Source organism: Thermovibrio ammonificans HB-1 (genome assembly GCF_000185805.1).
Lineage (GTDB): Bacteria > Aquificota > Aquificia > Desulfurobacteriales > Desulfurobacteriaceae > Thermovibrio > Thermovibrio ammonificans.
In genome coordinates, this window is record NC_014926.1 from 1,315,369 (window position 1) to 1,336,150 (window position 20,782).

Annotated in this window: 21 protein-coding genes and 1 tRNA gene; 6 read left to right on the forward strand and 16 right to left on the reverse strand. The window is 52.9% G+C overall.

What is annotated here, in order from left to right; translation table 11 throughout:
* Window positions 1-36 precede the first annotated feature (36 nt).
* Window positions 37-1,983 carry an LPS-assembly protein LptD gene (locus THEAM_RS06785; protein ID WP_013538096.1) on the forward strand — a complete coding sequence of 649 codons (1,947 nt, stop codon included), beginning with the start codon at window positions 37-39 and terminating at the stop codon, window positions 1,981-1,983.
* Here the strand turns inward: THEAM_RS06785 and THEAM_RS06790 are convergent.
* From THEAM_RS06790 to THEAM_RS09820, 5 genes are all read right to left on the reverse strand, one after another.
* Window positions 1,961-2,818, reverse strand: coding sequence for a hypothetical protein (locus THEAM_RS06790; RefSeq protein WP_013538097.1), 858 nt, complete (start codon window positions 2,816-2,818; stop codon window positions 1,961-1,963). The two genes, THEAM_RS06785 and THEAM_RS06790, sit on opposite strands and share 23 nt — an antisense overlap.
* The gene (locus tag THEAM_RS06795) at window positions 2,818-3,618 is read right to left on the reverse strand and encodes an ABC transporter permease subunit (RefSeq protein ID WP_013538098.1); all 801 of its coding nucleotides are present in this window, start codon (window positions 3,616-3,618) and stop codon (window positions 2,818-2,820) included. The genes THEAM_RS06790 and THEAM_RS06795 overlap by 1 nt, the downstream gene beginning before the upstream one ends.
* Window positions 3,615-4,493, reverse strand: a complete 879-nt coding sequence (locus THEAM_RS06800) for an ABC transporter ATP-binding protein (protein ID WP_013538099.1) — start codon at window positions 4,491-4,493, stop codon at window positions 3,615-3,617. Before THEAM_RS06800 ends, THEAM_RS06795 begins: the two co-directional genes overlap by 4 nt.
* Window positions 4,493-5,029, reverse strand: a complete 537-nt coding sequence (locus THEAM_RS06805) for a type IV pilin protein (protein WP_013538100.1) — start codon at window positions 5,027-5,029, stop codon at window positions 4,493-4,495. Before THEAM_RS06805 ends, THEAM_RS06800 begins: the two co-directional genes overlap by 1 nt.
* 90 nt (window positions 5,030-5,119) lie before the next feature.
* Window positions 5,120-5,698, reverse strand: coding sequence for a type IV pilin protein (locus THEAM_RS09820; protein WP_013538101.1), 579 nt, complete (start codon window positions 5,696-5,698; stop codon window positions 5,120-5,122).
* 202 nt (window positions 5,699-5,900) lie between these two features.
* Between THEAM_RS09820 and THEAM_RS06815 the strand changes: the two genes are divergently transcribed.
* Complete coding sequence (locus THEAM_RS06815; RefSeq protein ID WP_013538102.1) at window positions 5,901-7,907, forward strand: STT3 domain-containing protein; 2,007 nt, start codon at window positions 5,901-5,903, stop codon at window positions 7,905-7,907.
* On the opposite strand, the gene THEAM_RS06820 is transcribed toward THEAM_RS06815, so the two are convergent.
* Both THEAM_RS06820 and THEAM_RS06825 read right to left on the reverse strand, forming a co-directional pair.
* Entirely contained in the window at window positions 7,891-9,264 is a 1,374-nt protein-coding gene (locus tag THEAM_RS06820; protein WP_013538103.1) for an MBL fold metallo-hydrolase RNA specificity domain-containing protein, read from the reverse strand. The genes THEAM_RS06815 and THEAM_RS06820 overlap by 17 nt on opposite strands.
* Window positions 9,261-9,689, reverse strand: coding sequence for a thioredoxin family protein (locus tag THEAM_RS06825; RefSeq protein ID WP_013538104.1), 429 nt, complete (start codon window positions 9,687-9,689; stop codon window positions 9,261-9,263). Before THEAM_RS06825 ends, THEAM_RS06820 begins: the two co-directional genes overlap by 4 nt.
* A 64-nt stretch (window positions 9,690-9,753) precedes the next feature.
* Between THEAM_RS06825 and leuS the strand changes: the two genes are divergently transcribed.
* Genes leuS through yedF form a run of 4 tightly spaced genes read left to right on the forward strand, consistent with a single transcriptional unit; the run spans window position 9,754 to window position 13,918 of the window.
* On the forward strand, window positions 9,754-12,507 hold the full coding sequence (leuS, locus tag THEAM_RS06830) for a leucine--tRNA ligase (protein ID WP_013538105.1): 2,754 nt from the start codon (window positions 9,754-9,756) through the stop codon (window positions 12,505-12,507).
* A gap of 2 nt (window positions 12,508-12,509) precedes the next feature.
* Window positions 12,510-13,034 (forward strand): LPS assembly lipoprotein LptE, encoded by a 525-nt coding sequence (gene lptE, locus THEAM_RS06835; RefSeq protein ID WP_013538106.1) that lies wholly within the window; start codon window positions 12,510-12,512, stop codon window positions 13,032-13,034.
* Window positions 13,003-13,317, forward strand: coding sequence for a hypothetical protein (locus THEAM_RS06840; RefSeq protein ID WP_013538107.1), 315 nt, complete (start codon window positions 13,003-13,005; stop codon window positions 13,315-13,317). Before lptE ends, THEAM_RS06840 begins: the two co-directional genes overlap by 32 nt.
* On the forward strand, window positions 13,310-13,918 hold the full coding sequence (yedF, locus tag THEAM_RS06845; protein WP_013538108.1) for a sulfurtransferase-like selenium metabolism protein YedF: 609 nt from the start codon (window positions 13,310-13,312) through the stop codon (window positions 13,916-13,918). The genes THEAM_RS06840 and yedF overlap by 8 nt, the downstream gene beginning before the upstream one ends.
* Here yedF and THEAM_RS06850 read toward each other — a convergent pair.
* The 9 genes from THEAM_RS06850 to tilS all read right to left on the reverse strand — a co-directional run bounded on the left by THEAM_RS06850 (window position 13,879) and on the right by tilS (window position 20,772).
* A complete protein-coding gene (locus THEAM_RS06850; RefSeq protein ID WP_013538109.1) occupies window positions 13,879-14,640 on the reverse strand; it encodes a hypothetical protein in 762 nt (253 codons plus the stop codon). The genes yedF and THEAM_RS06850 overlap by 40 nt on opposite strands.
* Window positions 14,641-14,657: 17 nt before the next feature.
* Window positions 14,658-14,733 (reverse strand) — tRNA-Thr (locus THEAM_RS06855).
* Window positions 14,734-14,736: 3 nt separating this feature from the next.
* The gene (locus THEAM_RS06860; protein ID WP_013538110.1) at window positions 14,737-14,988 is read right to left on the reverse strand and encodes a YgaP family membrane protein; all 252 of its coding nucleotides are present in this window, start codon (window positions 14,986-14,988) and stop codon (window positions 14,737-14,739) included.
* A complete protein-coding gene (locus THEAM_RS06865; RefSeq protein ID WP_013538111.1) occupies window positions 14,969-15,718 on the reverse strand; it encodes a hypothetical protein in 750 nt (249 codons plus the stop codon). The genes THEAM_RS06860 and THEAM_RS06865 overlap by 20 nt, the downstream gene beginning before the upstream one ends.
* Window positions 15,711-16,508, reverse strand: a complete 798-nt coding sequence (locus THEAM_RS06870) for a tetratricopeptide repeat protein (protein ID WP_013538112.1) — start codon at window positions 16,506-16,508, stop codon at window positions 15,711-15,713. The genes THEAM_RS06865 and THEAM_RS06870 overlap by 8 nt, the downstream gene beginning before the upstream one ends.
* Before the next feature lies 1 nt (window position 16,509).
* Entirely contained in the window at window positions 16,510-17,070 is a 561-nt protein-coding gene (folE, locus tag THEAM_RS06875; protein ID WP_013538113.1) for a GTP cyclohydrolase I FolE, read from the reverse strand.
* Between the two features lies 1 nt (window position 17,071).
* Window positions 17,072-18,967, reverse strand: coding sequence for an ATP-dependent zinc metalloprotease FtsH (gene ftsH, locus THEAM_RS06880; protein WP_013538114.1), 1,896 nt, complete (start codon window positions 18,965-18,967; stop codon window positions 17,072-17,074).
* Complete coding sequence (gene hpt, locus THEAM_RS06885) at window positions 18,954-19,481, reverse strand: hypoxanthine phosphoribosyltransferase (protein WP_013538115.1); 528 nt, start codon at window positions 19,479-19,481, stop codon at window positions 18,954-18,956. Before hpt ends, ftsH begins: the two co-directional genes overlap by 14 nt.
* Entirely contained in the window at window positions 19,441-20,772 is a 1,332-nt protein-coding gene (tilS, locus tag THEAM_RS06890; protein ID WP_013538116.1) for a tRNA lysidine(34) synthetase TilS, read from the reverse strand. The genes hpt and tilS overlap by 41 nt, the downstream gene beginning before the upstream one ends.
* Window positions 20,773-20,782: the final 10 nt, after the last annotated feature.

A 20,782-nucleotide genomic window follows, 5' to 3' on the forward strand; every position in this document is an offset into this window, starting at 1 on the left:
TAAAATTAAGGTTATCAAAGCGAAAGGGGACCTGACTTGAGGATTGGGCTTCCTACCGTTACGCTCGTCCTTGCTCCTTCTGTGTGCCTTGCGGCGGCGTCTCAGCCGGTAGAAATCACGGCCCAGAAGGTTTGGGGAAACGCAAACACGCAGGTCAGGGCAACCGGGAAGGTAACGGTAAAGTTCAAAGACGTAACCATAACGGGCAACAACGCCCTATACGACAGGGAAAAAGGGATACTGAGGGTTTGGGGAAACGTAACCGTAACGGAACCTCCGGCAAGGCTGAAGTGCTCAAACATCGTCTATAACCTGAAAACCAAGAAGGCCGTTCTTGAGAAGGTTGAAGGGTGGCTCTCGAGCACCGATAGGATTAAAGCCCAGAGGGTAGAGAGGCTCAACGAGAAAGAGTGGATAGCCTACGACGGCGAGTACACCCCTTGCAGCCACTCCTGCCCCGACTGGTCGGTAACGGCCAAGGAGTTTAAGGTTCTGCTGGGGGAGTCGTTTCAGGGGAAGTGGGTTGCATTCAGGGTTAAAGAGGTTCCCATTCTCGTTTCTCCCTACCTGTCGGGACCGTTAAAGAGGAAACGGAGCTCGGGACTGCTCTTTCCCCGCTTCGGCTACGTAAACAAAGACGGGTTTATCTACAAGCAGCCCCTTTACATAGTTTTGGGAAGGAGCGCAGACCTCACGGTTACCCTCGAAAAGCGCACCAGAAACGGCAAAGGCTTAGAGGCCAACTTCCGCTACGTTCTCGGCAAGGAGAACAGAGGAGAGCTCGACTACTACCAGATAGTAAAGAAGGAGCGGAAGGACTGGAAGCTCAACTTCAGCCACTACTACTTCCCATCCGACTACCTCTACGGCAGCGCAAAGGCATCGGTGGTGAGCAGCAGGAACTACTACACGAGCAGCACCTCCTTCAACGTGGAAGAGGAGACCCAGCTCTACTCAAAGTCGGACGTTACGGGCTCGAAGCTCTGGGAGCACGCAATCTTAAACGTTAACGCCGTTTACCTGCGCTACCTGAACGGCGCGGCAGACACCATATACCAGAAGCTCCCAAACGTAAACTTTTACCTTATGGACACCCCTATACCCAAAACCCCCTTCACCTTCAACCTCGACTCAGAGGTAACCTACTTCTACAGAAAAGCCGGCGGCAGCAGCTACAGGCTGAACGCAACGCCGGCGGTCAGGTACTCAAGGAACTTCGGAGTTGTCAAAGAGTCGGCCCTCCTCTCATACCTATTTACAAGCTATCAGCACGGCGGAAGCAGACACCTGTGGAAGTTTACAAACAGCCTCCGGACAAACCGCTTCTACCCGCTGGGAAACTACGCCCTCTCGGTTAACCCGGAGCTTCTGTTCACCTACGTAGAGAGCAAAGACCAAAGCAACCTCCCCCTGTTTGACACAACAGACCGAATTCCGGGTGAAAAGAGCCTCTCCGTTTCCGTAACCAACTACCTGTACGGCCCCAAAGGGAGGGTAGCCAGAGGTTCACTGTCTACCACCTTCAACATGTACAGCCAGAGCTGGCAGAGCGTTAAGGGAGACCTTGAACTCTCTCCGCTGAAGTGGCTCAGCCTCCGGGAAACCGTTCAGTTCAGCCCCCAGGAGGGAAGAGTAGAGTTTAGCAACACCTACACCTCTGTAAGCCTTTTCGGAGTTAACCTGTGGAGCAACTACTACTATCAGTCGATTCCGGAGGGGCTCAGGTACTTAAGGTGGGGAACTTCCGTTCCGCTGGGCAGGTACCTAACGTTCAGCTACTCCCAGCGTTACGACCTTAAACTCTCCCAAGATAGAGAAAAGGAGTACGCCCTAACCGTGAACAGGGGTTGCTGGAGCGGCGTTCTCTCCTACAGGTGGCTGAAAACCTACGACAACACGATTAAGTACCAGATAATGCTGAGAATAAACCTGGTGAAGCTGGGAAGCTACGGATACAAACTCAGCGGCGAGAGGAATCCTTAACCGGGCGAAGGTTGCTGGTTGTCCACACCCTACACCCTTCACGGATTACGAAACGCCCCCCGTAAGGGTCCTTGGGGATAGAGGAGAGAATCCCCTTCCTTACCAGCTCCTCAAGGGAAGAGGGACAGGTCTTAAACCTGCTTACGTAGAAGTCGACCGCCCGCTGAAGCAGGAGCATACGCTCAAGGGCCCGGAGCCGGCGGCGGAGCTCCTTCCTTAACTTTTCGTCTTTTACCCTCTTCAGCTCCTCCTCGGTTGCGGCAACTGCAAGTTCCAAACGGCCCGACTTCGCGTATAGCCTGGGAACCAAAAGTTTCAGGTAGCTCGGTGCTCCCTTCATAGAGGCAGCCCTCTTCAGAACGGCCGCCCCCTTAGCCCTCTCCTTCTGGAAGTAGAAGTAGTTAAAGCCTATGAAAAAGGGGATACGCCAGTCGTCTATAAACTTCTCTCCCCTCAAAAGGGCTCCGTTTATCTCTTCAAGGGCTCCCTTGCACCCCTTTACTTTCCAGGGAAGGTAGGCACCGAGCATATAGTAGGGGTCGAAAAAGCGGGGGTCGAGGCGGGTTGCAACTTCAAGGTTTTTAACTACCCTCATCCACTCCTTACAGGAGAGGGAAAACTTCCCGACAGCCTCGGCCCCTAAAAGGTAACTGGTGTAGATGTAAACGGCATCGGCTGCGGCACCTTTAAAGGTTGGAAAGGATAAAAGGAGCTTCTCGTAGGAGAACAGGGGAACCGTAAGCTCTGCAGGAGGCACGGGCTTAAACCTTTCGGCCCTCTCCATCACAAAGTAAGAGAGCACAACCAACAGAACGGCTGCAACGAGCCTAAACACTACAGCTCTCTCCTTGAAAACAGGAAAGTAGAGGCAAGGAAAAGGGCTCCCGAGTAGAGCAGAGAATAAAGGGCCGTGAGAAGGAAGAAGGGAGAGTGAACCTCTACCCCGAGGTGAACAACCGCGCTTTTAAAGTCGAACAGGGAGAAGTTGGGGTAGAAGTAGTAAACCGCATTTACAACGGCCCTGTTAAAGGCAGAAACAAAGGGGGAGCCGTTAACAATCTCCTTTACGGCAGATAGCTCAAGCCCCGCAAAAAAGCCCAAAACGGCAACTGCAAGGGCGAGGGTTTGACTTGTAAAGAGAAGGGAGATGAAAACCGTAAACGATGCAAGCAGAACAGACATAAAAAAGAGCTCCAGGAAAAAAAGCAAGAGCCTTCCCAGGAGAACAGGGTGGGGCGTGTAGAGCGGTATCAGCCAGCTGTAAACAATAAAGGCAATACCGGTAAGGGCGTAGGAGATAACAAGGAAGAGAAGCAGGGTGAGAAAGATACCCAAGAGCTTCCCTCCCAGGTAGTCGCTCCTGCTAACGGGCCTTGAGAGAACGAGGTAGACAAACTTCTCGTTTAAATCTTTAAAGAGCGTTGCGGTGGTAAACGCAGCCGCAAAAAAAGCAACGAGCAGAGTAACAAACGAAAGGGCAAAGTCCATCGCAACCTTTACAGAGTCACCGGGGGCCAGCTGCGACAGATAGTAGCTCGCCGCAAGGAGCAGAAGCTCGGCAACGAGCATCCCTATAAAAAAGCGCTCCTTAACTCCCTGAAGGAGCGTCAGCTTCGCAACAGGCCAAACCCTCAAGAGTCCTCCTCCTTAATGTAGGAAACCAGTATATCCTCCAGAGAGCGCCTGTCGGGCTCTACGGCAACAATCTCCCAGCCCTCCTTCCAAAGCCGCTCAAGCAGCGACCAAAGCCGCTCCTTACTCACCCTCTCCGTGAGAAGTGAGTCGCCTCCGGGCTTCCTGTAGGTAACCGTGTACCCGGCTATAAAGGTGTGAACAAGGTTAGCGACCGAATCGACAAGCTTCACCTCTCCGCCTACGATAATCGCAACCCTGTCTGAAAGCCGCTCTACATCCTGGATTATGTGGGAGCTGAAGAAAACGGCCTTCCCCCTTGCAGAGAGCTCCCTTATAACCGAAGCGATTATACTCCTGCCAACCGGGTCTAAGCCACTCATAGGCTCGTCGAGAATGAGAAGCTCGGGGTCGTTTATAAGCGTAGCAGCAAAGAGCAGCCGCTGAACCATCCCTTTGGAGTAAGAGGAGATAGGCCTGTTCTCAACCCCTACAAGCCCAACAAGCTCAAGGAGCTTCAAGTAGAGCCGTCTCCTTTCAAAGGCGGGAATCCCAAAAAAGTCTGCGTTAAAGTCGAGGAACTCCTTCCCCGTAATAGAGCCGTAAACGTAGGGGCGCTCCGGAAGGAAACCGACCTTAAAGCGAACGGAAGGCTCTTCCGGCGGAGAGCCAAAAATCGAAATCCTACCGCCATCGGGCCTTATAAAGGCCATAATCGCTTTTATAGTTGTTGTTTTGCCTGCACCGTTGGGGCCTATAAAACCGAAAACCTCGCGCTCTACAGAAAAAGAGACCCCTTTGAGAGCTTCAACCTTAACCTGACGGAAAAAGCCCTTTCGGAAGCTCTTCCTAAGGTTCTCAACCTCGAGAACGGCCACTAATACACCCCTTTATCTACGTAAACTATCCTCTTAGGAGGCTCATCGGGGACAAAGAGCTTGCCGACTCGACCGTCTCCGTCGAGGTCACCCTCTGCCTTCACGAGAATATCTATTATCCCTCCCCTGGGCAACACCTTGCCGTTCTCCACAACGGAGTCGTTGTAACACTTAACAACATCCGCAAGGCACTCCTCGGTAGTGTAGTTGCCCAAGCTTCTTGCCACACCGTAACGGTAGCGAACCTTACCCTTAGGCTTAAAACCGAGGAGTGTAAAGTAAGAATCGCTATTCCAATCGTAAGTACCCGATGGAGGGGGGATATTAAGGGGAGACCACTGACACGAGAGATAGTAGTTGTTCTCCGCCCTGTAGGTCTCCTCCATCTGCCTTATATTTCCCAAGTTCTCAAGGGCCTCTACCCTCTTTGCATCGAGTAGAAATTTTTTAAAGATAGCTACCGAAACCGAGGATATTATTGTTATTAACGCAACTACAACTATAAGCTCGAGGAAGGTAAAACCCCTTCTTCGCAAACTCTTACCCTAAAAAGGTTAGGCTGGGGAACTGGTCCCCAGCCTGAATTTTAGCAGACAGGTTGGAACCCGCCAGGGGAAAGAGAGCTATTAGAACTTACCGGGGTTGGCATCAACAATCTTTGTATCTTCATCTGTTGTGTAGAATCCACCATCATTAGTGTTAGTAAGCGTTACACTAACAGTTGCAGTCGGACCTGTACCAGAGATTGTAACGGAAGAACCAGCTGCACTTCCAGCAGCTCCGTCTCCGTCAAGATCTCCTTCAGCAAGCATTACAATATTTATATTGTTATCTGCGGTAAACGCCTTACCATCTGTGTTGTCACCGGTTCCTGCGTTGTTTCCAAACACCGTGTAAGAGTAATAGACTTTTCCTGCAGGCTCAAAACCAATCTTGGAGAAACCAACAGAAGTAGCATTCCAAGAGGCAGGAGTCGGCCCAGGAATATCTGCCGGGTCATAGGTAGCAGCTAAATAAACATCGTTCTCGGCGGAGTAGGCCTCCTCTGCGGTTCTGATGGCTCCGAGGTTCTCCTTGGCCTCAGAGGTTTTTGCCCTCAGCTGGAACTTCTTGTACTGAGGGATTGCAATAGCCGCAAGGATTGCGATGATGGCAACAACAACCATCAACTCGATAAGGGTGAACGCTTTTCTCACCTTTTTCATGGTAACCTCCCGAATCGGTTTTTTCAGTCACGTTCACCAGTAGTAATTAGCAATATCCGTGCCAAATTTGGAAAGCCAAAAAAACCGGCCTTCCCGGCCGAGACGACCAGGAAAGTGACAAAATTTGTCACTTCAGTGTGACACCAATTGTCACTCTTTGAAGACAGTGCCTTATAATTAACAGAGCCTTCCGGAGGAGAAGATGAAGAACAAAATCTCGGCACTCTTCCTTGTAGTGGCCCTAATCGTTCCCCTCGGACTCGGCCTCTTCGTAAGGCTAAACGACGTGCCCGTTTGGGAGAAGCACAAAGCGCTCTTTTTCTTCCACAACAGGCCTCTATTCACAAGCTACGACGCCTACTACTTCGCCTACTACGCCAAAAGCTACAGCAGCGGCACGTACAAACCGGGAGGGAAAGACCCCTTAACATTTGTTCCCGACGGCTCCCGCTTTCCGAAACTGATACCGATGGAGAGCTGGTTAGGAGCCCAGCTAACGAAGTTAACGGGAGCAAGCCTTGAAGAGGTGGCTCTCTGGATGAGCCCGATATTCGGAGTCCTCTTTACGGTTCCCTTTGTCCTCTTCCTCTTCAGACAGAGGCTCTGGTTAACAGGCCTGGCAGGGGCAACTTTAGGCGTACTCTCCCTGCTCTACCTTGCAAGGACATCAATAGTCAGGTTCGACACAGACAGTCTAAACCTCTTCTTCCCGTTCCTTATAGCCCTCTTCAACCTGCTGGCAGTAGAGAGTAAGGGATTTAGAGAAACACTCCTCTGGATAGCGGCAGCAGGAGTAACGGCAAACCTATACTACTGGTGGTACCAGCACCCCGGCCTCGTTTTGGCGTCGCTGATTCCGTTACTTCTACTTCTGCCTTTTAAGAAGGAACTCTCCTTAAAGGAAAAGGCCGTTGCGGCAGTAGCGGCGGTAGCCGCTTTCAACCCCTTCGTTCTCGCCTCAAGCGTTTCAAGTATTATGACTAAGGTTTACTTCTACATTCTGAGCTACATCGGGGCGGAAACGGCCAAAAAAGAGGCATTTCCCAACGTCCTTAAAACCATCTCGGAAGCAAGGCACTTTCAGCTCTACGTAACTGCAAATATAACGGCCGGGAACTTGTGGCTCTTTATAGTGGGACTTGCCGGCACGGCCCTCCTTACAATCAGGGAGTTTAAGAGGTTCATTTTAGTTCTGCCGTTCCTGCTGGTCGGATGCCTGGTCTTCATAAGCGGAAACAGGTTTGCCATGTACTTGGCACCCTTTGTCGGGGCGGGTTTGGGGTACTTTTTTGACGCGGGGTTACAGCGCTTTAAGAACTGGAGGTTAATCTCCTTTGCAGTTGCCCCGGTTCTGGTAGCAGCCATAGCTTACGCAAACGCCGACTCTTTTAAGTACTTAGCAAGGCCCAAAATTCCACCGCAAGTGGTGGCAGAGCTCTACGCCCTTAGAAAAGATACTCCGCAGGGAAGCTGGATATGGACCTGGTGGGACCTCGGAACAGCCATTAAGTACTACGGGGAAAGGGGCGTTTACCACGACGGCCAGAGCCAGTTTTCCCCTAAAACTTACTTTATAGCGCTGTCGTTTGTTGAGCCGAGCCTCAAGGCTGCATACAACGTTACCCTCGGAATAAGCAAGCTCGGGGAGAAGGGAATTAAAAAACTCCTGAAAGAGGGAGTAAAGCCCGACAGGTTGAAGCGTGAGCTTGAGGAAGGTAAGTTCAACGGCCCGGTGGGTCACCCGGTTTACTGGCTTTTTACCCAGGACCTACTGGGTAAGTTCTACTGGATAAGCTACCTCGGGACCTGGGATTTTAAGAAGGAGAAAGGGATTAACCTTCCGCTGAAAGGGTATCTGTGTGTGGAGGTGAGGCCGGGACTCCTGGAGTGCCGAGGAAACGTGCTCTTAGACCTTAACAAGGGAATCGTGGCCGTGAAAGGCAGGAGGTTACAGCTGGGAAGCCTCGGCATAAGGAACGCTTACGGAGAGGTGGTGAAAAAGAGCTTCCCCACCCCGAGCAAGCTCTCTGCAGACGTTATCTACGACCCACTCAAACCTCAGGTTGCGGTTTGTTTCCTCATGCCCCAACGGGCTTTCGAGTCTGCGTTTAACAGGCTCTTTATTCTCCGAGAGCCGAACCCCTACTTTAAGCTCGTAAGGGACAGGTTCCCCTTCGGGGTTCTGTACAGGGTTAAAACTCCAGGGTAGAGTAAAGTTCGGGCATGTAAACAGGGAGCTGAAGCTTTCCCTTCACCTCAAGGGCAAAGGGTTCCATACTGCTCTCCTCTCCGTGAACAAGGACAACTTCCGTGTTCTCCTTAGAGGCCCGCCGGAGCCACTCAAAAAGCTGGGGACCGTCGGCATGGGAGGAGAAGCCGTTTATCGTGTAAACAGAGGCCTTAACGGCAACTATCTCGTTAAAGACCTTAACCTTCTTAGCACCTTCCACAATGGCCCTTCCCAGAGTTCCTTCGGCCTGATAGCCAACGAATACGATTGAGTTTCTCGGGTCCCAGATTCTGTGCTTGATGTGGTGGAGGATTCTGCCTCCCGTACACATGCCGTTTCCGGCGATTATGATGGCCCTCCCCCTGTAGTCGTTAATTCTCTTAGACTCCTCAACGGTCCTCGTAAACTCAAGGTAGGGAAAGGAGAAGATGTCCCCTCTCTCCTTTAGCTCCCTTAAAACCTTATCCTCCAGACACTCGGGGTGTTTCCTGAAGGTTTTTGTAACCGATATGGCAAGGGGAGAGTCGAGGAAAACTCTGCAGGGGGGAAGCTCCCCTTTCTCATACATATTTTTCAGGATGTAGAGGATATCCTGAGCCCTCTCGAGGGCAAAAGTGGGGATAAGGACCGAACCTCCCCTCTCGAAAGTAGAGAGGACCGCCTCTTTAAACTCCCTCACAGACTCTTCAAAACTCTTGTGGCGTCTGCTGGCGTAAGTGGTCTCTATAAGAACAACATCGGCCTTAGGGGGCGGTTCCGGGTCCCTTATAAGGGGCTTCCCCCTGTTGCCTACGTCTCCGCTGAACAGAAGGCGCTTTCCCTCCACCTCCAGCTCAATGAACTCCGAACAGAGTATGTGGCCGGCGTCGTGGAAGCGGAATTTAACCGGCCCTACAGAGTACCACCTGTTAAACTCGCACCTTGTAAAGTGGGAGAAGGTGTCGAAAACGTCGTCTACGGTGTAGAGGAGCTCCTTGGGCTTCTTCCCCTCCCTCAGGCGTTTCCTGTTGGCTGTTTTAACGTGTTCCTCTTGAACCTGGGCGGCGTCAAGGAGGATGAGGTGGGCGATATCAACGGTTCCGGAGGTTGCATAAATCTTCCCGTTAAACCCCTTCTTCACAAGGTAGGGTAAACGGCCGCAGTGGTCCAGGTGGCCGTGGGAGAGGATTACAAAGTCCACCTCGGAAGGGTCGAATGTGAACTTCGGGTTAAGGTCTTCAAGCTCTTCACTCCCCTGAAAGAGCCCGCAGTCGAGGAGGAATCTAACTCCCCCCGCTTCAACGAGGTGACAACTTCCCGTTACAACCCTTGCCGCTCCGTTAAAGGTTATTCTCACTTCAGCCTCTCCCTGAGGACTCCTTCTGTCACAGGACCAACCAGTCCATCTTCTATCCTACCATCTTTAACTATGAGGAGCGTCGGAGTGGCCAGTATCCCGAACTTCCTGGCAAGCTCGGGCTTTTCCGCAACGTTCACCTTCACAAAGTGAACCCTCTTCAACTCCTTACTCAGCTTTTTCACAACGGGGTCAACCATCATACAGGGCCTGCAGTTGGGGGCCGAGAAGTAGATTACCCCCTTACCCTTCTTGAGCTTCGCAAACTCCCCTTCAAGGGGTATCTCCTGCCCCTTCATCCTCGACGACTTCCACTTCCAGTAGACCCTTATACCGAAGACGAAAAGTAGGGAGAAAACGATGAGAACCAGGATAACGTCAAAGAATATGGCCGCAACCTTTAAAAGAGGCTCCGGAATAGACATAGCTCCTCCTCGGCGTTAAAATTTGTGGCAACTATTATTGCACAAGCGTTCGGGAGGTTCCGGAATGAAGTATAACCCTCAGGAGATAGAGATTAAATGGCAGAAGCGCTGGGAAGAGGAGGGAGTTTTCAGAAGCTCCGTTTCCGATAAGAAGAAGTTCTACTGCCTCGAGATGTTCCCCTATCCTTCGGGAAAAATCCACATGGGCCACGTGAGAAACTACTCAATTGGCGACGTTATAGCGCGTTTTAAGAGACTCGCCGGCTTCAACGTGCTACACCCGATGGGGTGGGACGCATTCGGACTCCCCGCCGAGAACGCTGCGATTAAAAGCGGCGTCCACCCGAGGGAGTGGACCCTCTCAAACATAGAGAACATGAAGGAGGAGCTGAAACGGCTGGGCTTCTCTTACGACTGGGAGAGGGAAGTTACAACCTGCTCCCCCGAATACTACAGGTGGAACCAGTGGATATTCCTGAAGATGCTCGAAAAAGGGATAGCCTACAGGGCTAAGGCCTCTGTTAACTGGTGCCCCTCGTGTCAAACGGTTCTTGCAAACGAACAGGTCGACGAAGAAGGCAGGTGTTGGAGATGCGGAACCACCGTTGAGCAGAGAGAAATAGATAGCTGGTTCCTGAAGATAACCGACTACGCCGAGGAGCTTCTCAGGGACCTGGAGCTCCTCAAAGGCCACTGGCCCGACCCGGTTATAACCATGCAGAGAAACTGGATAGGAAAGAGCGTAGGCGCCCGGGTAAAGTTTGAGGTTCCCGAAAAAGGGGAAACAATAGAGGTGTTCACCACCCGGCCGGATACGCTCTTTGGCGTAACCTACGTAGTTCTTGCCCCTGAGCACCCGCTGACTCTAAAGCTGGCAGAGGGAACTTCCCAGGAGGAGGCCGTTAAAGCCTTTGTAGAGAAGATGAAGAGAACCGAAAAGAGGAAGAGGAGCACCGGAGAGCTCGAGAAGGAAGGGGTGTTCCTCGGAGTCTATGCCGTTCACCCCCTTACAGGAGAGAGAGTCCCCGTTTACACGGCAAACTTCGTCCTCATGGACTACGGAACGGGAGCGGTAATGTCGGTTCCCGCCCACGACCAGAGGGATTTTGAGTTTGCCAAGAAGTACGGCCTGCCCGTTAAGCTCGTAATAACCCCTGAAGGAGAGGAGCTCAAACCGGAAGAGCTTCAAGAGGCTTACACCGAACCGGGAATACTCGTAAACAGCGGTAAGTTCTCCGGCCTTAAAAGCCAGAAGGCAAAATCGGAAATAACGAAGGAGCTCGAAAAGCTCGGGAAGGGCAAAAGAAGCGTTCAATACAGGCTCAGGGACTGGAACATCTCCCGTCAGCGCTACTGGGGAACGCCCATACCGGTTGTCCACTGCCCGAAGTGCGGAATAGTCCCCGTTCCCCAAGAGGAGCTTCCGGTGAAACTCCCGGAAGAAGCGCCCCTGCTGGGAGAGGGCCGCTCTCCCCTTGAGAGGGTGCCCGAGTTCATAAACACAACCTGTCCCAAGTGTAAAGGCCCTGCAAAAAGGGACCCCGATACAATGGACACCTTCTTCGACTCCTCCTGGTACTTCCTCAGGTACTGCTCCCCCAAGGAGGAAAACCTGCCGTTCAAGCCGGAAGAGGCCTCCTACTGGATGGCCGTAGACCAGTACATAGGAGGCATAGAGCACGCGGTTCTCCACCTCCTCTACTCCAGGTTCTTCACGAAAGTTCTGAGGGACCTCGGGCTCCTGAAAGGAGAAGGCGAAGGGGAGGACGCCGCCTTCCTAAGCAGGGGAGAACCCTTTAAAAGGCTCCTCACACAGGGTATGGTCAACAAAAGGTGGATAAGCGTTAAGAACCTGCTGAAGGCCCTGGGGCTCTCTGAAGAATCTACAGTTGGAGAGCTCGTTGAGAAGCTCACGGGCCAAAGGGCGGAGCTGACAGAAACCGTAGGCTCGCTAATGAAGCGCTACCACATAACCGTAGGAGACAACGCAGTGCTCCTTTTAAGCACCGAAGAGGTTTCGAAGTTCCTCGAAAGCACCCCCGAAGAGGTTCTCAAGCCCTACGAGGAGAAGTTCGGTGAAGTCTCAAAAATGAGCAAAAGCAAGCTCAACATAGTAAACCCCTCCGACATGATAGCCAAATACGGAGCAGACGCAACAAGGCTCTACGTTCTATTTGCTGCCCCGCCCGAATCGGAGTTTGAGTGGAAGAGCGAGGGAATAGAAGGGGCCTACAGGTTTCTCCGGAGGCTCTTCCAGTTCGTTGCCGAAAGGGCTCAGGAACTTAAGGCCGCTCAGGCCCTCAACCCCGAAAAGCTGAGCAAAGAGGGGAAAAACCTGAGGAAGAAGGCCCACCAAACACTGAAGAAAGTGACCGAAGAGCTATCCGGCCGGTTCAAGTTCAACACGGCTGTGGCGGCGGTTATGGAGCTCTTCAACCGGGTAACCTCCTTCAAACCCGAAACCGAAGCAGACAGGGCGGCCCTTAAAGAGGCCGTTGAGCTTACAGTTACAATGCTCTACCCGTTCACACCGCACCTGAGCGAAGAGCTGTGGGAGATGCTGGGCCACAAAGAGCTCCTTGCCCGCTCAACCTGGCCAAAGCCCGACCCTTCAGCACTCGTTGAGGAAGAGGTTGAGATACCCGTTCAGGTAAACGGCAAGGTGAGGGCCGTTATAAGCGTTCCGGTCAACGCCTCGGAGGAGGAGGTAAGAGAGGCGGTAATGAAAGAGCCGAAAGTGGTGAAGGCAATAGAGGGCAAACAACTGGTGAAGTTTATCTACAGGCCCGGCAGGATTATCAACCTTGTGGTGAGGTAACCTTGAGAGTAGCTCTCATTGCGGCACTTTTACCGGTGGTGGGGTGTGCATCCCTCCCCGCCGCCTCGGTTCAAAAACCTAAAAAGGTTGAGCACGTTTACATAGAGCCGGTAACCAACAGAACCTCCGAAGAGGGGCTTGACGTAATATTCACGCGGGCCGCCGATAACGCCTTCTACACAGACCCGAGGTTCAAGGTAGACTTAATTCCGGTTCCCGACAGAACCGTAGTAGTGAAGACCACCGTTGACTCAATCTCCACCTTCCCCGTAGGATTTGACTCAAGAGACGTTGCCAGGAAGTACAGAATGACGATAGGCGTTACGGTGAAGCTCATAAAGTACGGCTACAGACACCCCTTCCTCACCTTCCACATAGAGCGATACGACTTCTACGACGCCTACGGAACGGCTTCGGAAGTTGAGGCAAAGCGGAAGGAGTGTATGGAGAGAATAGCAAGGGAGATATTCAACGAGGTGGGGGAGAGGCTCTACGTTGAGAGTGCTAAGGAAATTCAGAAACGGTAGGTTCCTCCTGGTAGAGGCAGAGTGGAAAGGGGAGCGGTTCATATACCTGAAGGATAAAAAGCAGGGAAGCGTATCCCTGGGAAAGGCCAAAAGTGAGCTCAACCTTGAGAGAGAGTGGGAGAGCTACCTAAAGGGGGAGAACAGCTGTTTGCCCTGCACTCTACTTTTGAACCTGACGGACAAAGTTGTGGCGGCCGGAGAGCTCTCTTACGAAGACGGCCTGACCCTTAAAGAGCTGGAAACTTTTGAAACCCTGCTGAGTAGGGAGGTAGAGGATGGTTAAGGTTGACTGTAGAGGGCTCGCCTGCCCTATACCGGTTCTCAAGACCAAAGAGGCCCTTGAGAAGGGAGCCACAGAGCTCCTCGTAATAGTGGACAACAAGGCATCAAGGGAGAACGTTAAGCGGTTCGCCTTAAAGGAAGGCTGCTCGGTAGAGGTTGAGGAGAGGGACGGCCTCTTCTACCTGAAAATCACCAAACAGGGAGCTTCCGCCCCTTCTACCTCCGCCTCCGAAACCAAAAAGGGCCCCGACAGCCGAGGGAAAAAGTCGGTAACGGTCCTCATAGCCTCCACCTACGTGGGGGAAGAAGAGGAGCTGGGAAGAATACTTATGAAGGGGTTTTTAAACACATTCATCAACGCAGACCCTATGCCATCGAGAATCGTTTTGATAAACGCAGCCGTGAAAATGGCGTGTGAAGGGGCAGAGCCGGAAATTCTTCAGGCACTTAAAAAACTCGAGGAGGCCGGGGTAGAGGTAATCTGCTGCGCCACCTGCCTTGACTACTACAAGCTCCTTGAGAAAGTAGCAGTGGGAACCCCCTCAAACGCCTACGACGTGGTTCAAGCGCTTGTCACCTCCGACCTTGTTGTAAGGCTGTAGGCAGCCGCCGCAAAAGCCCCGAAGAGAACCGACGAAAAGTAAAAGAGCACCGCAGAGGCCGGTGAGAGGACAACGGAAACGGCAAATACAAGGGCCATAAAGGTGGTGACCGTAAGGATGACGGTTGCCACCGTTACCACCTTAAAGTAGCCGAAGGAGAGAGTCTTCAGGTAGTTTGAAGGCAGGTAGGAGGTCACAAAGGCGGCAAAGGAGCCTCCAAACCCTTCCCTGCTCAGCGCAGCACCAAAGGCCAAGAAGTAGCCGTAAAAGTAGAAAGACCACAGCAGCGAAACGGCCAAGAAGACGAAAAAGCCCCTGAGAACAAGCTCCTCCGGCTTCACACCATCCTCAACCATCGGGACGATTCCCGACGCCAAAACAACAGCTCCGGAAAGGGCAGAGAGAAGGACGGAAATAACGGTGGAGCCGAGGATGATACCCCAGGTTGTGGAAGCTCCTTCCGTAAACACCTTAAGGGAGTTACTCTCGCCTATAAACCGGTAAAGCTCCTCCGGTGGAGGACTTTGAACAAGGGGTCTGCCGAAGTAAACGGCAAGCTGAACCCCCAGGTAGGAAATCAGTAGCGATAGAACAGGAGAGAGTAGGTGGAGGAAACCGGAAAAAGCAGAAGCGGTAAAAACAGAAACGTAGACCACAAGGGGCTTCCAGCATTTGAAGGTGGCGTTGAACGAGTAATCGAGGAGCGAGGAGATGCGGGACACCTTCCCTCCGTTAAAAGTGGTGCTGGCGGGGGGACTTGAACCCCCGACCTGGGCATTACGAGTGCCCCGCTCTGCCAGCTGAGCTACGCCAGCACGCTACTTCTTCTCGTTACAGTAGCGCTCAAGCTGCGACGGCACGCCCATCTTATGGATAAGTATAGAAGATGGACAGATGCCTGTCACGGCGTAGAACATTAACATAAATCCTACAAAAGCGGTAAAGTAGAAGAAGTACTTGTTACCGGTAATCAGGCCGAGAAGAACGCTGAAGAAGACGAAAAAGCCTGCCAGGAAAGAGGTTATCCGCTCAACGTACCAGCTATCGGTTTTAGCCCTGTAAATCGCCATTGCCTGCTCCCTCCTTCGTGTAGATAAGCCTGCACCCTCTCGGAACGGCACTGTAAATTTTATCGGCACTTATAAAATTACCTCCGAAACAGACTCCGGCAAGCTCCCCCGCAAAGTCGAAGACGAAACCGTTCAACATGGGAGAGCACTCGCCCGTAAAGGGCTCGTAGGAAACGGCCCCGTAACTCTTAACGGCGGCAAGGGCTCCAAACTGTTCCACCTCTCCCCTTTGAACCTCTGCAGGGGGAATGCCGCCGATGTCGTACTCGGCAACGAGCAGCCCCCGGCACAGGTAAACCTTGTCGGGAGGGCCGAAGTTGTAGCCGTTTAGCCTGAGCGTAACAGAAGACCAGTTAACAGGGTAGATGGAGAGGAGGAAGACCGCACTCTTTCCTCCCCCCAGGGGCTTAACTTTGAGGACGAGGGCGGGGAAGCTCTTGCTCCTTCCCTTAAGGTTAACAAAGTAGGTCGGAATAACCTGTGAAAGCTGCTCTACCCTCTGCTCCACCTCCGGAGGGAGCCCGGTGCCGTTAGAGCTCTGAAGAGCCTCGGTAGAGTTAGCGGAAACCGGAGGGTTCAAGCTCTCCTTGGGGCGGATACTCGCCGCCTTTAAGCTCTTTCCGTTGGAAAACGGACCGTAAGACGGAGAGTAAAGAACGAACGCAACAAACAGAAAGAGGGCCGTTAAAGCCGCCAAAACGGCAGAGATAAGAGCCACAGGTCTACTCATTCATCTCCTCTAAGAGCCTTGTTGCATCGGCGGCAAGGGGAGTTGTGGGGTTCACGTTCACACACTTTCTGAGGAACTTTACCCCGTTATCCCTGTCGCCGACTTTCAGGTAGAGCTTCCCAAGGGCACAGTAAGGATACTGCAAGTTGGGATAGAGGTTTATAAGCCTAAAGTAAAGGTCTTGAGCCCTTCCGTAATCCCCCTCTTTCTCAAAAATCTTTGCAAACTCTACGTAGGCTGGAACGTAGTCGGGGTTGTTCCTGATTGCAAGGGCGAGGTTCCTCTTGGCCCCCTTCAGGTTACCCTCCTTCTCGTCAAGGAGGGCAAGGTGGTAGTAGGCAACCTCCGGGGTAAGGTACAAGGGGTTGGAAAGGGCCTTCTCGTAACAGCGCCTCGCCTCTTTTAGGTTTCCCTCCTCCTCGTAGAGCATTCCAAGGTTCAGCCAGGCTTCGGAGAAGTTGGGTTTAAGGCGTAAAGCCTTCTGAAGGTTCTCTCTTGCCCTCTTCAGGTCTCCCCTCTTTAAGAAGGCAAGGCCCAAGGCGTTGTATATCTTAGGGTCGTTAGGCTCGAGTTTCTTCGCTTTATAGAGGTAGTTAAGGGCAAGCGGAATCTCTCCGAGGTTAAGGTAGGCCACGGCTATCTGGTAGTACCCTTGAGCCTTCTCCTTCGGAGAGGGTTTGGGAGGAGCCTGAGCAACGGGTACCTGAACTTTCGGCTTTTCCTTTCCTCCAAAAGGCAAACAGCCGCCGAGAAGCGCTGCAGAGAGGAGAAGGGGTAAAAACCTTTTCATCTTACCTGCCCTTTATCAGAAAGAGAGCTTCCATCCTGGTAGGCTCATGCCTCATAACACCCTTCACGGCGCTGGTCACGGTAAACGAGCCGGGTTTCTTAACTCCCCTCATAATCATACACAGGTGCTGGGCCTCAACCACCACCATAACTCCCTTTGCCCCCAGCTTCTCCATAATTGCGTCCGCAATCTGCTGGGTCATCCTCTCCTGAAGTTGGAGCCTTTTGGCGTAAACGTCTACAATCCTTGCAAGTTTTGAGAGGCCGGTAACTTTATCGTTACCGGGAATGTAAGCCACGTGTGCCTTTCCGAAGAAGGGGAGCATGTGGTGCTCACACATGGAGTAGATGGGAATATCCCGAACTATTATCATCTCGTCGTAGCGCTCGGTGAACAGAACCATGTGGTTCTCGGGGGAGTCGCCGTAGCCCGAGAGCACCTCTTCGTACATTTTGGCAACGCGCTTCGGGGTATCCCTGAGACCCTCCCTGTCGGGGTCCTCACCGATGGCAAGGAGAATCTCCCTAACGGCACGCTCTATCCTCTCCCTGTCGAAAGCCAACTTACGCCTCCAGCTGCGGACTCAAGCCGAAATCGTCAACGTCCCCCTTCCTCTCCTTCTCCTCCTTCTTCCCCTCCGAGCCGCCTTTGTCGGGGCCGTTGCCGGAGCTCTTGGTGAGCTCCCCCTTTATCGCAAGGTCTATCTCCTCTCCGGTAAGGGTCTCCCTCTCTAAGAGGGCCCTCGCAAGGTTCTCCAGCTTGTCCATATTCTGGGAGAGGAGCTCCTTCGTCCTGTTGTAGGTCTCGGTGATTATCCTCTTAACCTCTTTATCGATGAGCCGCCTCATCTCCTCGCTGACTATCTCTACCGGCTCTCCCAGCTGCTCCCTAATCTTAACCGAAATGGGGCCGATTTTCTCGCTCATACCCCACTCTGCCACCATTCTGCGGGCAAGCTCGGTGGCCCTCTCTATATCGTTACCGGCACCGGTAGAGATTGTTCCCAGCGCCAACTCCTCGGCAACCCTTCCGCCGAATAAAACGGCGAGCCTATCGAGCAGGTACTCCTTGGTGTAGGTGTAGCGGTCTTCCTCGGGAAGCTGCTGAGTAACGCCGAGAGCCTTACCGCGGGGAATAATGGTAACCTTGTGAACCTTATCGGCGTTCGGCAGGAGCTTCGCCACAAGGGCGTGCCCGGCCTCGTGGTAGGCGGTGGTTATCTTCTCCTGCTCGGAAAGAACCATGCTCTTACGCTCTATACCCATAGTTACCTTGTCTTTGGCCTCTTCAAAGTCCTCCATGGTTATCTTGCCGTGGTTCTTCCTGGCGGCTATGAGGGCCGCCTCGTTCACTATGTTGGCAAGGTCAGCACCGGAAAAGCCCGGGGTAGAGCGGGCAATAACCTCAAGGTCTACGTCGTCTGCCAGGGGCTTGTTCCTGGTGTGGATTTTGAGTATCTCCAGCCTCCCCTTAACGTCGGGAAGGGGAACGAATATCTGCCTGTCGAAGCGGCCCGGCCTTAAAAGGGCGGGGTCGAGGATATCGGGCCTGTTGGTTGCGGCTATAACTATTATGCCGTCGCTACTTTCAAAACCGTCCATCTCTACAAGGAGCTGGTTGAGGGTCTGCTCCCTCTCGTCGTGGCCGCCGCTTATACCGGCCCCCCTTTTGCGGCCTACAGCGTCTATTTCGTCTATGAAGACTATACAGGGGGCGTGTTTCTTGGCCTGGTCGAATAGGTCCCTGACCCTTGAGGCACCAACGCCCACGAACATCTCGACGAACTCGGAACCGCTAACCGACAGGAAGGGAACGTTGGCCTCACCGGCTATCGCCTTGGCAAGGAGGGTTTTACCGGTTCCCGGGGGGCCTGCAAGGAGAACCCCTTTCGGAATCCTTCCGCCGAGCTGCTGGTACTTCTTGGGGTTCTTGAGGAAGTCAACGATTTCGGAGACCTCCTCTTTAACTTCGTCTATACCGGCAACGTCCTTGAAGGTAACTTTAGGCTTGTTGTCTATGAACACCTTTGCCCTGCTCTTTGCGAAGGAGAGGGCCTTACTGCTGCCGGCGCTCATCTGGCGCATCATGCTGAACCACAGGAGTATTAGGAATATCATCGGCAGCCAAGAGACCAAAACGGTGATGTACCAAGGGCTTCCCTCTTCGGGCTTCACCTCAATCTCAACGCCCTTCTTAGACATCTCCTTCACTATTTCGTTGTAGCCGGGGGGAAGGTAGGTTTCAAAGGGCTTACCGTCTTTGGTGAGACCTATAACCTTTTGTCCCTGAATAACGACCTTTTTCACCTCTCCCTTTTGAACTTGCTGAACAAAGGTGGAGAAGGGCTCTGTAGGCGTCTTGAAGTTATTGGAGTTAAAGAAGTTAAAGGCAAGGATAATCATAAGGGCTATGGCGAGCCACAGCGCCAAGCTCTTACCTATCGCTTTAAATTTGTCCATCTTCCTCTCCTTCTACCGTTGCTATGTAGGGGAGTTGTCTGTAGGTCTCGTTTAAATCTAAGCCGTAACCGACAACAAAGTAGTCGGGCACCTTAAAACCTACGAAGTCCGGCCGGAAGTCGGTATCCCTGCCGAGCTCCTTCTCGAGGAGAACGCAGGTGAGAACCTTAGAGGCTCCCATCTCCTTCAGCTTCTCTGCTACAGTTTCAAGGGTCTTTCCCGAATCGAAGATGTCGTCTACAAGGAGGACCGTTTTCCCCTCAACGGGAAGCTCCGGTCCGGCAACTACGGAGAGCTCTCCCCTCTCTGCTCCCCGATAGCTCTTGGCCCTTATGAAGTCCACCTGAAGGGGAAGGGACAGGTGCCTGACGAGGTCAGCGGTAAAGACAAAAGCCCCTTTAAGGAGGGCGATTACGAGAAGCTCTCCCTCTACTTGTGAGGCTATCTCCCGGGCGAGCTCTTTAACCCGATTCTCAATCTCCTGCTGGGGAATCAGAACTTTTACGCTCTTCAAATTCGACCCCTACAAAAGGTTGGGGAAGCTCCCTACGGGGCAGGCTCACAAAGGGCACGTAGAGAACCCGACCGCCGAACTCTACAACCGGCAGCCCGTCCCTCTCAAGAACCGGGACTTTCGCCTCGTTAAGGAGCTTCTTAAGCGGCCTCGTGTGCCGGCCGAGGTCTACCCTGTCTCCGGGTTTTCTGTTTCGGACAATTATACCTTGGCCCTTAAACTTTTTTAGGGGTATCAAGGGGTATCCCCGATTAAGGGAGAACCTTAAAACCCCCGAAGGAGTTTCAATTTCGGCCGGAAGGTCTGTAACTCTAAATTCAAAAGGTTTAAGGCCTTCCTGCTCGGGCAGGATACAGGCCCTCCCGGCGTCTACAACGAAGGTGAGCCCGTTTCCCAACGAGTAGCGGGCAAAGCTCCCCTTTTTTATAAGCTCCAAGCACTTCTCGACCTTCCTAAAGGAGAGCCCCTTCCCGGTAAGGCGCTTTACCGCCCCTATGAGAAGCTCTCCCTGCAGAACTTCGGGGAGCTTAAGGAGCTCCTCTAAGGGGGCGCAGAAGTGTCCTCCCGCCGTGAACCTCTCAAGGAGGGCCTCAACTTGAGAGTTCAGGAAAAACTCAATGCCCCTCAAGGTTGAAGTAAGCCTCAAAACGGACTCTTCAAACCTGGGGTTCAGCCGCCTCAGCCGGGGAACAACCTCGATTCTGATTAAGTTCCTCTCAAAGTCGGTAGAGAGGTTGCTGCTGTCTACTATATAGGGGAGCCCTTTTAGCTCTAAGTACTCCTCAACTTCCCGGCGGGTCACCTCAAAGAGGGGCCTAACGTAGCGGTCCCTTTTGGGGAGGAATCCCCTGAGCCCCCTGATGCCGGTTCCCTTGGCAAGGTTGAGGAGAACCGTTTCTGCAAGGTCGGAGGCGGTATGGCCAAGGGCAACGTAGTCGCCCTTCCAGAGCCTGAGGACTCTATCAAAAACCCTGTAGCGCTCCTGTCGGGCGGCGGCCTCTACCCCTTTCCCTTTGGGGTTTACCGTAACCCTTTCGGTAAAAAGGGGAACTCCCAGCTGCCCGCACAGCTCCTTTACAAACCGCTCATCCCTTTCGGACTCGGCTCCCCTGAGCTGGTGGTTCACGTGAACGGCGGCAAGGGAGCTGAGTTGAAGCTCTCCACGGAGTTCAAGGAGGACGTTTAGAAGGGCTACCGAGTCCGGGCCTCCGGAGAGGGCAACGAGGAGCTTGGAACCCGGAGGAATCAGGTTGAACTTTTGGCAGGTGGAGAGAACCTTCTCTTTAAACATTCAGGCCGGA